This is a genomic window from Streptomyces sp. NPDC048182 (genome assembly GCF_043202555.1).
Lineage (GTDB): Bacteria > Actinomycetota > Actinomycetes > Streptomycetales > Streptomycetaceae > Streptomyces.
The window spans coordinates 190,785-208,301 of record NZ_JBIDAQ010000001.1 but is presented as its reverse complement, the minus strand read 5'-3'; the positions used below and the strand labels follow the sequence as shown (position 1 = coordinate 208,301).

The window sequence follows — 17,517 nt, the reverse complement described above, 5'->3', positions numbered from 1 at the left end:
TGACACCCGGGCCGGGGCTCACCCCTTCGACGGGGTCGCCCCAGCGGCACGACTGCCCGCAGCTATGCAGGCAGGCGTGACTGCAACGCCCCAGGGGCGCGGGGAACTGCGCGACCAGCCACGACGCACCCGCACCCGGCATCGTGGCGCAACCCGGCACTACGGGGGGGCGTGGCGCAGCCCGGCGCGACGGGGTGCCGCTGCGCCCACCCGTGCCGCCCCAGCGGCACGACTGCCCGCAGCTGGGTGGGAGAGGGGCTACCGCACAGAGAAGCCGTACACCGTCTCCGACCTGAACACCGAGCCCGGCCTCAGCACCGTGCTGGGAAAGTCCGCCCGGTTCGGCGAGTCCGGGAAGTGCTGGGTCTCCAGGGCGATCCCGTCGCCCGGGGCGAACGGCTCGCCCAGCTGGTCGGCGGTGTAGAGCTGGAGCCCCGGCTCGGTGGTGGACACCGTCAGCACCCGCCCCGACGCCGGGTCGTACAGCTCGGCCACCTCCACGGCCGCCTCCGTCACCCCCTTGTCCAGGACGAAGTTGTGGTCGTACCCCGACCCGACCTTCCGGGACTGCCGGAAGTCGAACCGCGTGCCCGTCACGTCATCGGGCCCGCCCAAGGGGATCAGCGCGTCGTCCACCGGCGTGTACGCGGACGCCGCGAGCCGCAGCTCGTGCCCGCCCGCGTGCCCAGAACCCGGCCCGCCCAGGTGGAAGTAGCTGTGGTTGGTCGGGTTGCACACCGTGGGCGCGTCGGTGACCGCCTCGTAGGCGATGCGCAGCGCGCCCCGCTCGTCCAGCGTGTAGGTCACCGCCAGCTCCAGGCGCCCCGGGAAGCCCTCCTCGCCGTGCGGGCTGACCCGGCTCAGCCGTACCCCGTGCTCGACCGGCGCCACGTCCCACACGCGCTTGTCGAAGCCGCGCTCCCCGCCGTGCAGCGTGTTCGGCCCGTTGTTGTGCGCCAGCGCGTACGTCCGCCCGTCCAGCGGGAAGCGCCCGCCCGCGATGCGGTTGGCGTAGCGCCCCACCAGGGCGCCCAAGTAGGGCTCCGGGTGCGCCAGATAGCCCTCCAGGCCGGCGAACCCCAGCACCACGTCGGCGCTCACCCCGTGCCGGTCGGGCACCTCCACCGACTGCACGATCCCGCCGTACGACAGGATCCGCACCCGCACCCCGGCGCGCTCCAGAATCCAGCGATGGACAGGGGTGCCGTCGGAAAGTGTGCCGAAGAGTTCGTTCATGTGCGGAACTCTAGGACACGGCGGGTCCCCGCACAGCGGGTCAGGAACGCCTCGTCACGGCCCGGTAGGCGATCTCGGCCAGCCGGGCCTGTCCGTCGACGCTCGGATGGAACCAGTCCCAGTGACTCAACTGGTCGGTGCCGAACCGGTACGCGTTGACCGCGCCCCCGTCCGTGCGGCACCGGACGTCCTTCTCGCAGACCTCGCGCAGCACGTCGTTGTAGGCGTCCACCCGGTCCGCCACCGTGTTCCGCCGCTGGGTCGCCGCCGCGTCCAGCGCGTCCGCGTCGCCCAGCATCGACGGGCAGATGCCCAGCTTCCACACCTGCTTGCCCAGCGCGTTGGTGCGGCCCTCGGACCACAGCCGCTTCAGGTCCGGGATGCTCGCCACGTACACCTGCGCCTTCGGCAGCCGCGTCCGCAGGGTGCGCATCGCCTCGGTGAACTGGGCACGGAAGTCGGCCACCGGCGTCATCGCGGAGGCCGAGGCGCGGCACGCGTCGTTGGCCCCCGCCATCACCGCGACCAGCTCCGGGCGGTGCGCCGCCGCCCGGGAGACCTGCCCGGCCAGGTCCGCCATCCGGGCCCCGGTCACCGCGTAGTTCCAGCTGTGCGCCGTCGCCCCCGCCCCGCCGAGCAGCCGCACCGCGAGGCTGTCCACCCGCGCGCTGGAACCGGTCGCCCAGGAGACGTCCGGGCAGTCCGACAGGATCGTGCAGGCGTCGAAGCCGCGGGTGATGGAGTCGCCGACCGCGGCCACCGAGCCGGGCCGGGTGTCCCAGGCCGGGGTGGGCGACGCGGACGGCTTGCGCGCCCCGGAGCCGCCCGAGCCGGGGGAGTCGCCGCCGGCGGTGCAGCCGGCCGCTCCCAGCGCGACGGCGGCCACCATCCCGCACGCGGCCCGCGCCCGCCACCCTGTCCCGACACCCATACCGGTCCCATCTGTCGCCAAACGCCTCCACCACCTGAACCCATGACACAGCGTGAGGGTTCCCGGAGGCCGCAATCGGACCGGCATGGGGTGTCTCACACCCGTCTCACACCCGTACAGGCGTCCTGCCGGGTGAATGACGGCGCTTTCCCCGCCGCGGGACCGACGGTACGTCACCCTCCTCGCGCCGCCGCACGGTAGCCTCGCAGCACGTGACCCGCCCGGTCACGGCCGAGAAGTCCCGCTCAGCCCGGAGGTCCCGGTGACGACACGTGGAGTCCTGTACGTGCACTCCGCGCCGCGCGCGCTGTGCCCGCACGTCGAGTGGGCCGTCGCCGGGGTGCTCGGCACCCGCGTCAGCCTGGACTGGATCCGACAGCCCGCCGCGCCCGGCACCTGGCGCGCGGAGTTCTCCTGGCAGGGCCAGGCCGGCACCGCCTCCAAGCTCGCCTCCGCGCTGCGCGGCTGGCATCTGCTGCGCTTCGAGGTCACCGCGGAGCCCACCGCCGGCGCCGAGGGCGAGCGGTACAGCTGCACGCCCGACCTCGGCATCTACCACGCCGTCACCGGCGTCCACGGCGACATCCTGATCCCCGAGGACCGGCTGCGCGCCGCCCTGGTCCGCGCCCAGCGCGGCGAGACCGACCTGGAGGCCGAGGTCGCCCGCCTCCTCGGCAAGCCCTGGGACGACGAACTCGAACCCTTCCGCCACGCCGGCGAGGGCGCCCCGGTGCGCTGGCTCCACCAGGTCGTCTGAGCCCCGTCGCGGACATGGAAGAGGCCCCCGCCGGTCACCCGGTGGGGGCCTCACCCGCATGACGTCGGTCAGACCGAGCGGAACGCCAGCACCACGTTGTGCCCGCCGAAGCCGAAGCTGTCGTTGATGGCGGCGATGCGGCCCTCCACCGGCAGCTTGCGGGCCTCGTCGCGCACGATGTCCGCGTTGGCCTCGGCCTCCGGGTCGAGGTTCACGACGTTGATGGTCGGCGGCGCCACCCGGTGGTACAGGGCGAGCACCGAGGCCACCGACTCCACGCCGCCCGCGCCGCCGAGGAGGTGGCCGGTCATCGACTTGGTGCCGGAGACGGCCATGTGGTCCACGTCGTCGCCGAAGACCTTGCGCAGCGCCTTCAGCTCGGCGATGTCACCGGCCGGCGTCGAGGTGGCGTGCGCGTTGACGTGCACGATCTCGGCCGGGTCCAGGTCGGTGCGGTCGAGCAGGTTCTGCAGGGCGTGCGAGATGCCGCGGCCCTCCGGCTCCGGCTGCACGATGTCGTGGGCGTCGGCGGAGATGCCCTGGCCGACCGCCTCCGCGTAGACGCGGGCGCCGCGCGCGGCGGCGTGCTCGGCGGACTCCAGGACCAGGACGCCCGCGCCCTCGCCGAGCACGAAGCCGTCCCGGGCGGTGTCGAAGGGGCGGGAGGCGCCCTCGGGGTCGTCGTTGTTCTTGGACATCGCCATCATGTTGCCGAACGCGGCGATGGGCAGCGGGTGGATCGCCGCCTCGGTGCCGCCGGCCACGACCACGTCGGCGCGGCCGGTGCGGATCATCTCGATGGCGTAGCCGATGGCCTCGGCGCCCGACGCGCAGGCCGAGACCGGGGTGTGCACGCCCGCGCGGGCGCCCACGGCCAGGCCGACGTTGGCCGACGGGCCGTTCGGCATGAGCATGGGGACGGTGTGCGGGGAGACGCGGCGGACGCCCTTGTCCTTCAGCACGTCGTACTGGTCGAGGAGGGTCGTCACGCCGCCGATGCCGGAGGCGATGACCGCGCCGAGCCGGTCGGCGTCCACCTCGCCGCCCTCGTCGGCGCGCGCGGTGAAGCCGGCGTCCTTCCACGCCTCCTTGGCGGCGATCAGCGCGAACTGCGCCGAGCGGTCCAGGCGGCGGGCCTGCGGACGCGGGATGACCTCGGAAGGGTCGACGGCGGCCGTGGCCGCGATGCGGACCGCCTGGTCGGCGGCCCAGTCCTGGGTGAGGGGCTTGACACCGGAACGTCCGGCGACCAGGCCCTCCCAGGTGGAGGCCGCGTCGCCACCCAGCGGTGTGGTTGCGCCGATACCGGTGACGACCACGGTGCGATTGGTCGAGTTCACGGGAATTCTTTCTCCAACGAGATCGGGATTCGTACGGCGCCACCGCCGGGTGGCGGGGCCTGACGGCCTGCCGGCTGAGCGGAGGCTCAGGCGGCCTGGTGCTTGAGGATGTAGTCGGTCGCGTCGCCGACGGTCTTGAGGTTCTTGACGTCCTCGTCGGGGATCTTCACGTCGAAGCGCTCCTCGGCGGCGACGACGACCTCGACCATGGACAGCGAGTCGACGTCCAGGTCGTCGGTGAAGGACTTGTCCACCTGGACGTCCTCGACCGGGATGCCGGCGATCTCGTTCACGATCTCGGCGAGACCTTCGACGATCTCTGCCTGGGTGGCGGCCATGTTGGCGCTCCTTCTTCGGTGATCCATACGGTGGGTGACACGGGGGGCCGTGCCGGGTTCGCAGGGAATCCGGCACGGAGTGCCTAGGGGAGGGTAACGACCGTGGCGGCGTAGACGAGACCCGCCCCGAAGCCGATGACGAGCGCGGTGTCGCCGCTCTTCGCCTCGCCGGTCGCCAGGAGCCGCTCCATCGCGAGCGGGATCGAGGCGGCCGAGGTGTTGCCGGTGGTGCGGATGTCACGGGCGACCGTGACGTGCTCGGGCAGCTTCAGCGTCTTCACCATCGAGTCGATGATCCGCACGTTGGCCTGGTGCGGGATGAAGACGTCGAGGTCGTCCGCGCTGATCCCGGCCGCGTCGAGGGCCTGCTGCGCGACCTTCGCCATCTCGAAGACGGCCCAGCGGAAGACCGCCTGGCCCTCCTGCGTGATGGCGGGAAACTTCACGTTGCCGTCGGCGTCGAGCGGGAGCTGGGAGACGTCGCCGAGCCTGAAGCGGTCCCACGGCACCGTCTGCTTGATGGTCTCGGACTTGTCGCCCTCCGAGCCCCACACCGTGGGGCCGATGGCCGGCTCCTGCGACGGGCCGACCACGACCGCGCCGGCGCCGTCGCCGAACAGGAAGGCGGTGGCCCGGTCGGTCAGGTCGGTGAGGTCGCTCAGCCGCTCCACGCCGATGACGAGCACGTACTCCGCCGAGCCCTCGACGATCATCCCCTTGGCCAGCGTCAGCCCGTAGCCGAAGCCGGCGCAGCCCGCGGAGATGTCGAAGGCGGCGGCCTTGTCCGTGCCCAGCTTGTCCGCGATCTCGGTCGCGACGGCCGGGGTCTGGCTGAAGTGCGACACCGTCGAGACGACCACGGCGCCGATCTGCGTCGCGTCGATCCCGGCGTCCGCGATGGCCTTGCCGGACGCCTCGACGGACATCGCGGCGACGGTCTCCTCCGGGGAGGCCCAGTGCCGCGTCTCGATGCCGGAGCGGGAGCGGATCCACTCGTCGGAGGAGTCGATCGTCTCCAGGATCACCTCGTTGGGCACCACCCGCGTCGGGCGGTAGCCGCCGACGCCGATGATGCGCGCGTACGGGGCGCCCTTGCTGGGCTTGATCTTCGACATGATCTCGGGCTCCTAGTCAGGCGCCGACCGCGTCGGCGGCGGCGGTCGAGGCCTCTGCGATCAGCTCGCGAGCGGCATCGAGATCGGCGGGGGTCTTCAGCGCGAGCGTCTTCACGCCGGGCAGCGCGCGCTTGGCGAGCCCGGTCAGCGTGCCGCCCGGGCACACCTCGATGAGCGCGGTGACGCCCAGCTCCCGGAAGGTCTCCATGCACCGGTCCCAGCGGACCGGGTTGGCCACCTGGCCGACCAGCCGCTCGAGCACCTCGGCGCCGGAGGCGATCGCCTGCCCGTCCCGGTTGGAGACGTACGTCACCTTCGGGTCGGCCGGGGTCAGCTCCCGCGCCGCCTCGGCGAGCGCCTCCACCGCCGGCGCCATGTGCGGGGTGTGGAAGGCGCCGGCCACCTTCAGGGCCACGACCTTGCGCACGCCCTCGGGCTTGTCGTCGTTCAGCGCGGCGAGCTGCTCCAGGGTGCCGGCCGCGACGATCTGGCCGGCGCCGTTGACGTTCGCCGCGGTCAGGCCGAGCCGCTCCAGGTGGGCGACGCTGGTCTCCGGGTCGCCGCCGAGCAGCGCCGACATGCCGGTCTCGGTCACCGCGGCGGCCTCGGCCATCGCCAGGCCCCGGCGGCGCACCAGGCGCAGCGCGGCGGTGTCGTCCAGGACGCCCGCGAAGGCGGCGGCGGTGATCTCGCCGACGCTGTGTCCCGCGACGGCGCCGGGCGCGATGCCGGCGAGGTCGCCGAGGGCGGCGGCGGACAGCAGTCCGGCGGCCACGAGGAGCGGCTGGGCCACGGCCGTGTCGCGGATCTCCTCCGCGTCGGCCTCGGTCCCGTAGTGGGCGAGGTCGAGTCCGATGGCGTCGGACCACGCGGCGACGCGGTCCGCGGCACCGGGAAGGCCGAGCCAGTCAGTCAGGAAGCCGGGCGTCTGAGCGCCCTGGCCGGGAGCGACGAGTACGAGCACCTTCACACTCTCTCTTGAGGACGGCCATGACCGCCCGTGGGGACAGGGACGAAGAACGGGAGAGGGTTTTGTGGACCCCGTACAAAAAGCTAGAGCTGCGAGTCCCCGTCGGCCAGACGCCCCAGGATGAGCGCGATCCGCAGGGTGAAGGCAGACCGTACATCAGAGGGCGACCATCCGGTGACGTCAGTCACACGTCGGAGCCGGTAGCGCACGGTGTTCGGGTGAACGAACAGCATCCGGGCGGCGCCCTCCAGGCTGCTCGCCTGCTCCAGATAGACGCTCAGGGTCTCCAGGAGCGCCGCCCCCGCCTCCTCCAGCGGTCTGTAGATCTCCTCCACCAACTGCTCGCGCGCCGAGGGATCGGAGGCGATGGCGCGCTCCGGCAGCAGATCGTCCGCGAGGACCGGGCGGGGGGCGTCCTGCCAGGCGGTGCACGCCTTGAGCCCGGCGGCGGCGGCCTGCGCGGAGCGGGTGGCGGCGAGCAGGTCCGGCACCACGGGACCGGCCACCACCGGGCCCGGCGCGAACGGCCCGATCAGCGACCGCGCCACCGCCAGCGGGTTGTCGCTGCCGCCCGCGATCACCACCAGGCGGTCGCCGAGCACCCCGGTCAGCACCTGGAGCTTGGCGTGCCGGGAGGCGCGCCGGATCGCCTCCACGGTCAGCTCCGAGTCGCCGTCGGGCGCGGTGCCGAGGATCACGCACACGTGCTCGGGGGAGTTCCAGCCCAGCGCGGCGGCCCGGGAGACGGCGCCCTCGTCGGCCTCGCCGCTCAGTACGGCGTTCACCACCAGGGACTCCAGGCGGGCGTCCCAGGCGCCTCGGGCCTCGGCGGCCTGGGCGTAGACCTGGGCGGTGGCGAAGGCGATCTCCCGGGCGTAGACCAGGAGCGCCTCGCGCAGCACGCTCTCGTCGCCGGGCGCGGCCACCTCGTCGATGGCGCTCTCCATCACCTCGATGGTGGTGCGCACCATCTCCACGGTCTGGCGCAGCGTGATCGCCCTCGTCAGCTCGCGCGGCGCGGTGCCGAACACGTCCGTGGAGATGGCCTGGGGGGCGTCCGGACGCCGGAACCACTCGGTGAACGCGGCGATGCCCGCCTGGGCGACGAGGCCGATCCAGGAACGGTTCTCCGGCGGCATCGCCCGGTACCAGGACAGCGTCTCGTCCATCCGCGCGATGGCCTGCGCGGCGAGCGAACCGGACGACTGCTCCAGGCGCTTCAGGGTCGCGGCGTGCGGGTGGACGGGCCGCGCCGCGGCGTCGGGCCTGCTGGTCTCTGGTTCGGGCACGGGGACAAGAGTGCCTTATCGGGACGGCCGGGTGGGCGGCCGGGTCTACCGTGGGCGGCGTGATGGACCTACGCCGCGCCGGTGAGCGCTATCCGGGAGGGGAGCCGGGGGCCGGCATCGAGACGCGGCACGCCTTCTCCTTCGGGCCGCACTACGACCCCGACAACCTCCGCTTCGGCGCGTTGATCGCCTGCAACGAGGAGCTGCTGGCGCCCGGCGCCGGGTTCGACGAGCACCCGCACAGCCACACCGAGATCGTGACGTGGGTGATCGAGGGCGAGCTGACGCATCGCGACTCGGCGGGGCACGAGAGTGTCGTGCGCCCCGGTGACGTGCAGCGCCTTCGCGCGGCTGCCGGGGTGCGGCACGTCGAGCGCAACGCCGGGCCCTTGCCGCTGGCCTTCGTCCAGATGTGGCTGGCGCCGCGCGAGCCGGGCGGCGACCCCGCCTACGAGATCGTGCGCGGCATCGCCGACTCCACGCCGTACGCCGTCCCGGAGGCGGGGGCGATGCTGCACGTACGACGCCTGTCCGCGGGCGAGCGCACGGCGGTGCCGGATGCGGGGCACGCCTACGTCCACGTGGTGCGCGGCGGCGTCTCGCTGGCCGGCGCCGAACTGACCCCCGGCGACGCGGTCCGCCTCACCGGCGAGGTGGGGGTGGAGGCGCTCGCTTCAACACCGGCGGAGCTACTCATCTGGGAGATGTCCTAGCCCCCTGAGGCCGTCTCTCGGGTGCGGCCACGTCGTGGCTGGTCGCGCAGTTCCCCGCGCCCCTGGGGCGTTGCAGTCACGTCGGCCGCCCAGCCGCCGTAGCTGCGGGCAGTCGTGCCGCTGGGGCGGCACGGGTGGGCGCTGGGGGTACCCCCTGCTCGAAGAGCTTGGGGGAGGCACCCCGCTGCGCCGGGCTGCGAAACGCCCCCTACAGCTCCGCCAGCACCGCGTCCGTGAAGGGAGGCCATGCCTCCGCGGCCCACGGGCCGAAGGCCCGGTCGGTCAGGGCGACGCAGGCCGCCCCAGCCGCCGGGTCGATCCACAGGAAGGTGCCCGATTGGCCGAAGTGGCCGAAGGTGCGGGGCGAGGAGGCGGAGCCCGTCCAGTGCGGGGACTTGCTGTCGCGGATCTCGAAGCCGAGCCCCCAGTCGTTCGGGTTCTGGTGCCCGTACCCCGGCAGCACCCCCTTCGTGCCGGGGAACTGCACGCTCATCGCCTCAGCGACCGTGCGCGGGTCGAGGAGCCGCGGCGCCTGCACCTCCGCCGCGAACCGCAGCAGGTCCTCCAGGGTGGAGACGCCGTCCTTGGCGGGAGACCCGTCCAGCACCGTGGCCGTCATGCCGAGAGGCTCCAGCACCGCCTGCCGCGCATACTCCGCGAACGGCATGTCCGCCGCCTTCGCCACATGGTCCCCGAGCACCTCGAACCCGGCGTTGGAGTACAGCCGCCGCTCCCCGGGCGCCCCACTCGCACGGTGCTCGTCGAAGGCGAGACCCGACGTGTGCGCCAGCAGGTGCCGGACCGTCGCCCCGGGCGGCCCGGCCGGCTCGTCCAGCTCGATCGCGCCCTCCTCGTAGGCGACGAGCACCGCGTACGCGGCGAGCGGCTTGGTGACCGAGGCCAGCGGGAAGCGGTGCCCGGCGGGCCCGTGCACACCCAGCACGGTGCCGTCGGCCCGCACCACCCCCGCCGCGGCGGTCGGCACGGGCCAGCTCTCGATCGACGTCAGGCTCTTCAAGGACATGCCGCGAGCCTAACGGGGGCGCCGGAGCGGGGTTAGGGTCGGTGCATGAGCGGCATCGTCACGGCGGTCAGCAGCAACGGGAAGTACTCCTTCACCAAACCCAACCGGGACAGCATCACCCTGCTGACCGGCCTCGGCGTCGAGGGCGACGTGCACGCCGGCACCACCGTCAAGCACCGCTCCCGCATGGCGCAGGACCCCACCCGGCCCAACCTCCGCCAGGTCCACCTCATCCACGAGGAGCTGTTCACCGAGGTCGGCGAGGCCGGCTACGAGGTCGGCCCCGGCGAACTCGGCGAGAACGTCACCACCCGCGGCATCGACCTGCTCGGCCTGCCCACCGGCACCCTGCTGCACCTCGGCCCCGACGCGGTCCTGGAGGTCACCGGCCTGCGCAACCCCTGCCTCCAGATCAACGCCTTCCAGGACGGCCTGCTCAGGGAGGTCGTCGGCCGGGACGCGGACGGCGGCATCGTCCGCAAGGCCGGCATCATGACCGTCGTCCGCGAAGGCGGCGTGGTCCGCCCCGGCGACGAGATCAAGGCCGAGCTGCCCACCGGGCCGCACCGACCTCTGAAGCAGGTCTGACCAGGTCAGAGCAGCAGCCGCATCGACGGGTCGGCGTCCCGCGTGAAGCCCATCGACGCGTACAGCGGCTCCGCGTCCGCCGACGCGGTGAGCATGACGTAGCCGGCGCCCCGCGCGCGGAACCAGTCGAGCAGCCCCTCCATGCAGGCGCGCGCGTGGCCCCGGCGCCGCGCCTCCGGGTCGGTCGCGACGCTGAAGACGTAGCCGATCATCCCGTGCGGATTGCCGGCCCGCCCGATCCGGTACTCCAGCGAGCCCGCCGCAAGACCGGCCAGCGCGCCCGGCCGCGACGGGTGGTCCACGACGAACGCGGCGAACGTGCCCTCCGGCTCGGCGAGGCGCGCCCGCAGCGCGGGCAGGGACTCCGCGTGCCAGTCGGCGCCGGACGGGGCGGACGCCAGCGCGTCGATCATCACCTGGCGCAGCCGCAGCACTTCCGGCGCGTCCTCGGGCACAGCACGTCGTACGAGAGTCATGACCGGCACGGTAATGATCACTACCCCGGGATGTCCCGCCGTTTTCGCTTGCTTGGAGTGCACTCGAAGGTCATAGCGTGGAGGGCATGACGGTGATGCAGACCACGGCCGAACCCCGCACCGCGGACGCCGCCCCCGCGGACGTCTGCGCGGCCCCGCCCCGGCGCCACCCGCGCCCCGACGGGCGGGACCACTACACCATCAGCGAGGTCGTCGCCTTCACCGGACTGACGGCCCACACCCTGCGCTGGTACGAGCGGATCGGCCTGATGTCCTCCATCGACCGCTCCCACACCGGCCAGCGCCGCTACACCAACCGCGACCTCGACTGGCTCGACTTCGTCGGCAAGCTGCGCCTGACCGGCATGCCGGTGGCCGACATGGTCCGCTACGCCGAGCTGGTGCGCGAGGGCGAGGAGACGTATCTCGACCGGCGCGAGCTGCTCGAGTCGACGCGCCGCGACGTGCTGGCGCGCATCGAGGAGCTGCGGGACACGCTCGCCGTGCTCGACCGCAAGATCAGTTTCTACGGGGACGCCGGCGGCGTCCGCGAAGGAGAGAGGGCCCGATGACCGACACCACGATCCCGACGGTACGACTCGGCGACGGCGGCCCGGAGGTCGGCGTCCAGGGCCTCGGCTGCATGGGCATGAGCTTCGCCTACGGCCCGGTGGACACCGACGCCTCCCGGGCGACCCTGGAGCGCGCCCTGGAACTCGGCGTCACCCTCTTCGACACCGCGGACGCCTACGGCGACGGCGACAACGAGCGCTTCCTCGCCCCCTTCGTCAAGGCGCACCGCGACCGGGTCGTCCTCGCCACCAAGTTCGCCCTGTCGATCCCGCCGGAGGACTCGACGAAGCGGATCATCCGCAACGACGCGCCCTACATCCGCGCGGCGGTCGAGACCAGCCTGAGCCGCTTGGACGTCGACGTGATCGACCTCTACTACATGCACCGCCGCGACCCGGACGTGCCGATCGAGGAGACCGTCGGCGTCATGGCCGACCTGGTCCGCGAGGGCAAGGTCAAGCACCTCGGGCTGAGCGAGGTCACCGGCGACGAGCTGCGCGCCGCGCAGGGCGTCCACCCGATCGCCGCCGTGCAGTCGGAGTGGTCGCTGTTCAGCCGGGACATCGAGGCCGGCGTGGTGCCCGCCGCCCGCGAGCTGGGCGTCGCCCTGGTGCCGTACTCGCCGCTCGGCCGGGGCTTCCTCACCGGGTCCTTCGCCAACGCCGACAAGGACCTCACCGCCGACGACTTCCGCCGCCAACAGCCCCGCTTCACCGGCGACAACGCGGCGGCCAACGCCGCCCTCCTGGAGCCGGTCCGCGCGGTCGCCGAGGCGCACGGCGCGACCCCCGGCCAGATCGCGCTGGCCTGGGTCCAGCAGCGGGCGGCGGTGCACGGCCTGCCGGTGGTGCCGATCCCCGGCACCCGCAAGGTGTCCCGGGTCGAGGAGAACACCGGCGCCACCCGGATCGTCCTCACCGAGGACGAGCTGGCCGCCCTGGAGCCCATCGCGGGCAAGGTGGCCGGCGAGCGCTACGCCGACATGAGCTTCACCTCCGCCGGCCGGGAGTGAACCTCACAACTCCGCCAGCAGCTCGGCCTTCTTCGAGGAGAACTCCTCGTCCGTCACCAGCCCCGCCTGGTGCAGCTCGCCAAGGTGCCGGATCCGCTCGGCGATGTCCGCGGGGTCGCGGCGCGGCGCCGGGACCGGCACCGGGACGCCGGGCCCGCGCTCGCGCACCGCGGCCAGCACGGCGGCGGCGAACGGCAGCGACTCGTGCACCGGCCCGTAGCCGAGGCCGAACACCACGGCCGCCGGATCCTGGTCGGCCTGCGGGGCGGACGCCCGGTCGCCGTCGCGGGGCAGCAGCCGCAGATGGCCCTCGAAGACCTCGGGTGAGCGCCACTCCACCCCGCCCAGGCCGGCGACCGGGAAGCTCTGGTCGCCGGCCTTCCACTTCACCGACGAGGCGCCCGTCCACGACCACCGCAGGCGCACCGCCGTACCGTCGAAGGACGCCTTCCCGTCGTACGCCTTGAGCTGCCGCGGCGCCTTGGGCGCGGCCACCAGGAACCGCTCGGCCGGACCGGCGTCCCCGCCGAGCGCGGCGCGCAGCTCGTCGGCGTAGTACTCCGCGAGCGTCTCCCGCTCGGCGGGCAGCACCAGGCGGTACGGGTCGCAGCCCTCCTTCAGCTGGCCGTCCGCCGCCTCCAGGAGCGGATCGGCGCCCGGGCGCAGCTCGGCGCGCAGCACCACCGTGCCCCGCTTGCCGGGGGCCAGCGTCACTCCGGCGACCGCCGTCAGGGGCACCCGGCGTTCGCCCAGCGCCTGGAAGAGCCTGGGCGTGCGGATCCCCCGTTCGTAGCGGATGAGCACGGAGTCGGACTCGAACTCCCAGGCGGCATGAAATCCGGCCAGTACGTCACCCATGCGGCTCATCGTATGCGGCACCGGCTCCTCCGTCCCCTCCTCGTGCCGACCGCCGTTCTTGCGGCGAACCGGCCCTCAGGCCGCCGAGCTTGCGGGTAGCTGGGCTCGGCACGAGACACCGTCCCCCGCGCAGGCCACGTCGCGATAGGCCCCGACGCCGATCTCCGCGAAGTTCTCCAGGCTCTCCGTGCCCGGCACGAAGTAGCCGGCGTGCCCGTGCGCCCCGTGCGCGGACAGCAGCCGCGCCCCGAACGCCGGGGAGACCGGGTCCGCTCCGTGGCCGAGACCGCCGACCTCCAGGTTGGGCACGTCCGCGATCCAGTCGTCGGCGTCCCGCATCGCCCACACGCGGGCGGCGGTGTGCAGGTGCGCGGCGCTGTCGGTGCGCATGCCGGGGCTGCCGGCCACCGCGATGTCCGCCACCCGGGAGGGGGCGGTGGCCGCGGCCCGGCCGCACACCACCGAGCCGTAGCTGTGGCAGAACAGCGAGACGGGTGCCCGGCCGGGCAGCGCCGCGAGCAGCGCGTTCAGCCGGTGCGCCCCGGCCACGGCGCGGCCCGCGGTGGCCGCCTCCAGGCCGAGGCCGCTGGGCGCGGTGTAGTCGGCCCAGGCGATCACCGCGGTGCGGGCCCCCGGGCGCGCCGCGCGCTCGGCGTCGTACAGCGAACCGGCCATGCCGGCCGGCGCGCTGTAGCGGCGCCCGGTGCGCTGGTAGGTGAGCAGGTCGGTGTCGACGCCGGGCACGACGACCGACACGCGCCGGGCGCGGTCCAGGTCGCCGAAGACCTCCGCGACCCGTCCCGAACCCGCCGGGTCGAAGGCCAGGACGTGCCGGCCGGGGGCGAGCAGGTCCGTGTAGCGGTCCATGCGCAGCCCTGCCTCGCGCTGCCCGGCGGGGGAGAGGCGTGGATCGTGCAGGCGCTCGCGCTCGTCGGTGCGCGCGGTGGTGAGGGCGGCGCGGTTGGCTCGGTAGCGCAGCTCGACCGGGGCGCCGTTCATGTTGCCGACGGCGAGCGGGTAGCGGTCGGCGAGGCGGGCGCCTTCGCGGGCGTCGAGCGTGGCGAAGAAGAGGGCGAGGCGGCTGGGTTCCGTCCGGGCGTCCGGCAGCCGGCGGCCGTCGAGCCGGCCGTGGTCCCAGGCGGCGACCGAGGCTTCCAGCGCCGTCGGGCCGCGGTGGTTGCGCAGGGCGGTCCAGCCGGTGGTCGCCAGCATCACGAACACCACGGCCAGCGCGAGCAGCAGGCGCCAGACGTTCGGGTGCGGGGAGGTGTCGAAGGAAGTCACTGGGAGGACACACTAGGAGAACGAGCCGGTCTCACGGCAATCCAGTGACACGGATCACGTTTCGAAACCGTGGTACGGGGCTCCACCTGCGGTGATCGTCGATCAAGGGGCATGTCGTGTCAGCGACCGACTGCTGAATGTGTTTGTCAGTTGTCAGTGGCTGTCACTAGCCTTCCTTGTATGACTAGTCAGACCACCATCGACAAGGCGGGGCCGGGGGGCACTCCGTCCGGCCCGCCGGATCCGGCACCGGCCGCCGGGCTGCGCGGGCACCCGTGGTTCACCCTCATCACCGTCGCCGTGGGGGTCATGATGGTGGCCCTCGACGGCACCATCGTGGCCATCGCCAACCCGGCCATCGCCAAGGACCTGCACGCGAGCTTCGCCGACGTGCAGTGGATCACCAACGCCTACTTCCTCGCGCTCGCGGTCTCCCTCATCACCGCGGGCAAGCTCGGCGACCGCTTCGGGCACCGGCAGACCTTCCTCATCGGCGTGACCGGCTTCGCCGCCGCGTCCGGCGCCATCGGCCTGTCGCACAGCATCGCCGCGGTCGTCGTCTTCCGCGTCTTCCAGGGCCTGTTCGGCGCGCTCCTCATGCCGGCCGCGCTCGGCCTGCTGCGGGCCACCTTCCCGGCCGAGAAGCTGAACATGGCGATCGGCATCTGGGGCATGGTCATCGGCGCCTCCACCGCCGGCGGCCCGATCCTCGGCGGCGTGCTGGTGGAGAACGTCAGCTGGCAGTCGGTCTTCTTCATCAACGTGCCGGTCGGCCTGGTCGCCCTGCTGCTCGGCCTCCTCATCCTCCTGGACCACCGCGCCGAGAACGCGCCGCGCTCCTTCGACCTGCTCGGCATCGCGCTGCTGTCCGCCGCGATGTTCTGCCTGGTCTGGGCGCTCATCAAGGCCCCGGCCTGGGGCTGGGGCGACGGCACGACCTGGCTGTTCATCGGCGCCTCCCTGGTGGGCTTCGGCCTGTTCGCCTTCTGGGAGACGAAGGTCAAGGAGCCGCTCATCCCGCTCGGGCTGTTCCGCTCCGTGCCGCTGTCGGCCGGCGTGGTGCTGATGGTCCTGATGGCCATCGCCTTCCTCGGCGGCCTGTTCTTCGTCACCTTCTACCTGCAGAACGTGCACGGCATGAGCCCGATCGACGCCGGCCTGCACCTGCTGCCGCTCACCGGCATGATGATCGTCGCCTCGCCGCTGGCCGGCGCGGCCATCACCAAGGTCGGGCCGCGCATCCCGCTGGCCGGCGGCATGATCTGCACCACCGTCGCCATGTTCGGGATGTCCACGCTGGACACCGGCACCGGCAGCGCCGTCATGTCCATCTGGTTCGCGCTGCTCGGCATGGGCCTCGCGCCGGTCATGGTCGGCGCCACCGAGGTCATCGTGGGCAACGCCCCGATGGAGCTGTCCGGCGTGGCGGGCGGCCTCCAGCAGGCGGCCATGCAGATCGGCGGCAGCCTCGGCACGGCCGTGCTCGGCGCGGTGATGGCCTCCAAGGTCGACGGCGACCTGGCGGGCAACTGGGCGGACGCCGGTCTGCCCAAGCTGGCGCCCGGCCAGCTGGACCAGGCGTCCGAGGCGGTCCAGGTCGGCGTCGCTCCGGTCGCCCAGGGCACCCCTGAGCCGATCGCCGCGAAGATCACCGAGGTCGCGCACGACACCTTCATCTCCGGCATGAGCCTGGCGTCCCTGGTGGCCGCCGGGGTCGCGGCGGTGGCGGTGCTGGTGGCGCTGCTGACCAAGCGGGGCGTGAACGCGGACGCGGGGGCGGGCGTCGGCCACATCTGACGGCCTGCCCAACGCCCGGGCACGGTAAGGGACTTGCCCGCGCGATCCCGGGGTACCCGCTCGTCATCGGAAGGAGTTGACGATGACGAGCTTCGGACACGGGACGCGCGGGAACCCCCGCCCGGGCGGCCGGACGTGGTCGCACGGGGGGCCGGACCGGGCGACGCTCGCGATCATCGGAGTCGTGTGCGCGGTCGCCGGCTTCTTCGTGCTGGGGATCATCCTCGGCCCCGCGGCGGTCGTCTGCGGCTGGCTCGCGATGGGGCGCAGCTGGTCGGGCTCCCGTCCGGTGACGGCCGTGGTCGCCCTGGTCCTGGGTGCCATCGATACCCTGCTGGCGATCATCTGGCTGGCCGGCGCGGCCTCCCCCGGCTACGGCATGTTCTGACCCGCACACGGCACCACCGGGCCCCCGGCACCGTCCGGGGGCCCAGCCATGTCGTCGCCGTCCCCGGCCGGACGCCCCCGCAGCTCCGCCACCTCCGCCCGCAGCGCCCGGATCTCCTGCGCCAGGGCGTGGATCGCCTCCGTCTGGCGGCGCTCCTCCTCGTCGTCCTGGTCGAAGCGGGCGATGAACCAGGCCGCGATGTTGGCCGTGACCACACCGAGCAGGGCGATGCCGGACAGCATCAGGCCGACGGCGAGGACCCGGCCCAGGCCGGTCGTCGGCGCGTGGTCGCCGTAGCCGACGGTGGTCATCGTCGTGAACGACCACCAGACGGCGTCACCGAGCGTCCGGATGTTCCCGTGCGGCGCGTCCCGCTCCACCGAGAGCACCGCCAGCGAGCCGAACATCAGCAGCCCCACCACCGCCCCGGCGACATAGGTCGTCAGGCGTATCTGCGAGGCCATCCGGGCCCGCCGCCCCACCAGGAGCAGCGTCGAGACCAGGCGCAGCAGCCGCAGCGGCTGGAGCAGCGGCAGCGCCACCGCGCACAGGTCCAGCCAGTTGGAGCGCATGAACCGCCCGCGCCGCGGGGCGAGCGCGAGGCGCACCGCGTAGTCCACCGCGAAGGCGCCCCACACCACCCACTCGGTCACCGCGCACGCGACGGTCACCGAGGGCCCCGTCGACGCGTCCACGATCGGCACCGCGTAGGCGACGGCGAAGAGCACGGCGAGCGCCAGGAGCGGCCGCTGTGTCAGCCGCTCCCAGCGCCCCTGCGCCACCCCTGCCGGTACCTTCTCGACGCGCGCGTCCCCCGTGTCCATGCGC

The 17,517-nt window shown here is 73.3% G+C and carries 19 protein-coding genes; 7 read left to right on the top strand and 12 right to left on the bottom strand.

What is annotated here, in order from left to right:
- Window positions 1–258: 258 nt before the first annotated feature.
- On the bottom strand, window positions 259–1,236 hold the full coding sequence (locus ACGFZL_RS01055) for an aldose epimerase family protein (RefSeq protein ID WP_393688010.1): 978 nt from the start codon (window positions 1,234–1,236) through the stop codon (window positions 259–261).
- A gap of 40 nt (window positions 1,237–1,276) precedes the next feature.
- Window positions 1,277–2,167 carry an SGNH/GDSL hydrolase family protein gene (locus tag ACGFZL_RS01050; protein ID WP_393688008.1) on the bottom strand — a complete coding sequence of 297 codons (891 nt, stop codon included), beginning with the start codon at window positions 2,165–2,167 and terminating at the stop codon, window positions 1,277–1,279.
- 262 nt (window positions 2,168–2,429) lie between these two features.
- Here ACGFZL_RS01050 and ACGFZL_RS01045 point away from each other — a divergent pair, with 262 nt between their 5' ends.
- Window positions 2,430–2,924, top strand: a complete 495-nt coding sequence (locus ACGFZL_RS01045) for a DUF3145 domain-containing protein (RefSeq protein WP_393688006.1) — start codon at window positions 2,430–2,432, stop codon at window positions 2,922–2,924.
- A 68-nt stretch (window positions 2,925–2,992) separates the two neighbouring features.
- On the opposite strand, the gene fabF is transcribed toward ACGFZL_RS01045, so the two are convergent.
- The 5 genes from fabF to fasR all read right to left on the bottom strand — a co-directional run bounded on the left by fabF (window position 2,993) and on the right by fasR (window position 7,976).
- Window positions 2,993–4,264, bottom strand: a complete 1,272-nt coding sequence (gene fabF, locus ACGFZL_RS01040) for a beta-ketoacyl-ACP synthase II (RefSeq protein WP_355166535.1) — start codon at window positions 4,262–4,264, stop codon at window positions 2,993–2,995.
- A gap of 86 nt (window positions 4,265–4,350) precedes the next feature.
- On the bottom strand, window positions 4,351–4,602 hold the full coding sequence (locus ACGFZL_RS01035; protein ID WP_355166537.1) for an acyl carrier protein: 252 nt from the start codon (window positions 4,600–4,602) through the stop codon (window positions 4,351–4,353).
- An 83-nt stretch (window positions 4,603–4,685) separates the two neighbouring features.
- Complete coding sequence (locus ACGFZL_RS01030; protein ID WP_393688003.1) at window positions 4,686–5,717, bottom strand: ketoacyl-ACP synthase III; 1,032 nt, start codon at window positions 5,715–5,717, stop codon at window positions 4,686–4,688.
- A 16-nt stretch (window positions 5,718–5,733) separates the two neighbouring features.
- On the bottom strand, window positions 5,734–6,681 hold the full coding sequence (locus ACGFZL_RS01025) for an ACP S-malonyltransferase (protein WP_393688001.1): 948 nt from the start codon (window positions 6,679–6,681) through the stop codon (window positions 5,734–5,736).
- 89 nt (window positions 6,682–6,770) lie between these two features.
- Window positions 6,771–7,976 (bottom strand): fatty acid biosynthesis transcriptional regulator FasR, encoded by a 1,206-nt coding sequence (gene fasR, locus ACGFZL_RS01020; protein WP_355166541.1) that lies wholly within the window; start codon window positions 7,974–7,976, stop codon window positions 6,771–6,773.
- 62 nt (window positions 7,977–8,038) lie between these two features.
- On the opposite strand from fasR, the gene ACGFZL_RS01015 reads away from it, so the two are divergent.
- Window positions 8,039–8,689, top strand: a complete 651-nt coding sequence (locus tag ACGFZL_RS01015; RefSeq protein WP_393688648.1) for a pirin family protein — start codon at window positions 8,039–8,041, stop codon at window positions 8,687–8,689.
- 208 nt (window positions 8,690–8,897) lie between these two features.
- On the opposite strand, the gene ACGFZL_RS01010 is transcribed toward ACGFZL_RS01015, so the two are convergent.
- Entirely contained in the window at window positions 8,898–9,713 is an 816-nt protein-coding gene (locus ACGFZL_RS01010; RefSeq protein WP_393687998.1) for a serine hydrolase domain-containing protein, read from the bottom strand.
- A 45-nt stretch (window positions 9,714–9,758) separates the two neighbouring features.
- On the opposite strand from ACGFZL_RS01010, the gene ACGFZL_RS01005 reads away from it, so the two are divergent.
- Window positions 9,759–10,301, top strand: coding sequence for an MOSC domain-containing protein (locus ACGFZL_RS01005; RefSeq protein ID WP_393687996.1), 543 nt, complete (start codon window positions 9,759–9,761; stop codon window positions 10,299–10,301).
- A gap of 5 nt (window positions 10,302–10,306) precedes the next feature.
- Here ACGFZL_RS01005 and ACGFZL_RS01000 read toward each other — a convergent pair whose 3' ends face one another.
- On the bottom strand, window positions 10,307–10,777 hold the full coding sequence (locus ACGFZL_RS01000; RefSeq protein ID WP_355166546.1) for a GNAT family N-acetyltransferase: 471 nt from the start codon (window positions 10,775–10,777) through the stop codon (window positions 10,307–10,309).
- 86 nt (window positions 10,778–10,863) lie between these two features.
- Here ACGFZL_RS01000 and ACGFZL_RS00995 point away from each other — a divergent pair, with 86 nt between their 5' ends.
- Window positions 10,864–11,349: a MerR family transcriptional regulator gene (locus ACGFZL_RS00995; RefSeq protein ID WP_393687993.1), complete on the top strand. Its 486-nt coding sequence runs from the start codon at window positions 10,864–10,866 to the stop codon at window positions 11,347–11,349.
- A complete protein-coding gene (locus ACGFZL_RS00990) occupies window positions 11,346–12,362 on the top strand; it encodes an aldo/keto reductase (RefSeq protein WP_393687991.1) in 1,017 nt (338 codons plus the stop codon). The genes ACGFZL_RS00995 and ACGFZL_RS00990 overlap by 4 nt, the downstream gene beginning before the upstream one ends.
- 3 nt (window positions 12,363–12,365) lie before the next feature.
- On the opposite strand, the gene ACGFZL_RS00985 is transcribed toward ACGFZL_RS00990, so the two are convergent.
- Window positions 12,366–13,220 (bottom strand): DUF4429 domain-containing protein, encoded by an 855-nt coding sequence (locus tag ACGFZL_RS00985; RefSeq protein ID WP_355166552.1) that lies wholly within the window; start codon window positions 13,218–13,220, stop codon window positions 12,366–12,368.
- A 75-nt stretch (window positions 13,221–13,295) separates the two neighbouring features.
- Window positions 13,296–14,504 carry an alpha/beta hydrolase gene (locus tag ACGFZL_RS00980; RefSeq protein ID WP_355166554.1) on the bottom strand — a complete coding sequence of 403 codons (1,209 nt, stop codon included), beginning with the start codon at window positions 14,502–14,504 and terminating at the stop codon, window positions 13,296–13,298.
- 180 nt (window positions 14,505–14,684) lie between these two features.
- Between ACGFZL_RS00980 and ACGFZL_RS00975 the strand changes: the two genes are divergently transcribed.
- Entirely contained in the window at window positions 14,685–16,301 is a 1,617-nt protein-coding gene (locus tag ACGFZL_RS00975; RefSeq protein WP_355166556.1) for an MFS transporter, read from the top strand.
- A gap of 82 nt (window positions 16,302–16,383) precedes the next feature.
- The gene (locus ACGFZL_RS00970; RefSeq protein WP_355166558.1) at window positions 16,384–16,689 is read left to right on the top strand and encodes a small hydrophobic protein; all 306 of its coding nucleotides are present in this window, start codon (window positions 16,384–16,386) and stop codon (window positions 16,687–16,689) included.
- On the opposite strand, the gene ACGFZL_RS00965 is transcribed toward ACGFZL_RS00970, so the two are convergent.
- Window positions 16,674–17,513 (bottom strand): potassium channel family protein, encoded by an 840-nt coding sequence (locus ACGFZL_RS00965; protein WP_393687987.1) that lies wholly within the window; start codon window positions 17,511–17,513, stop codon window positions 16,674–16,676. The two genes, ACGFZL_RS00970 and ACGFZL_RS00965, sit on opposite strands and share 16 nt — an antisense overlap.
- Window positions 17,514–17,517: the final 4 nt, after the last annotated feature.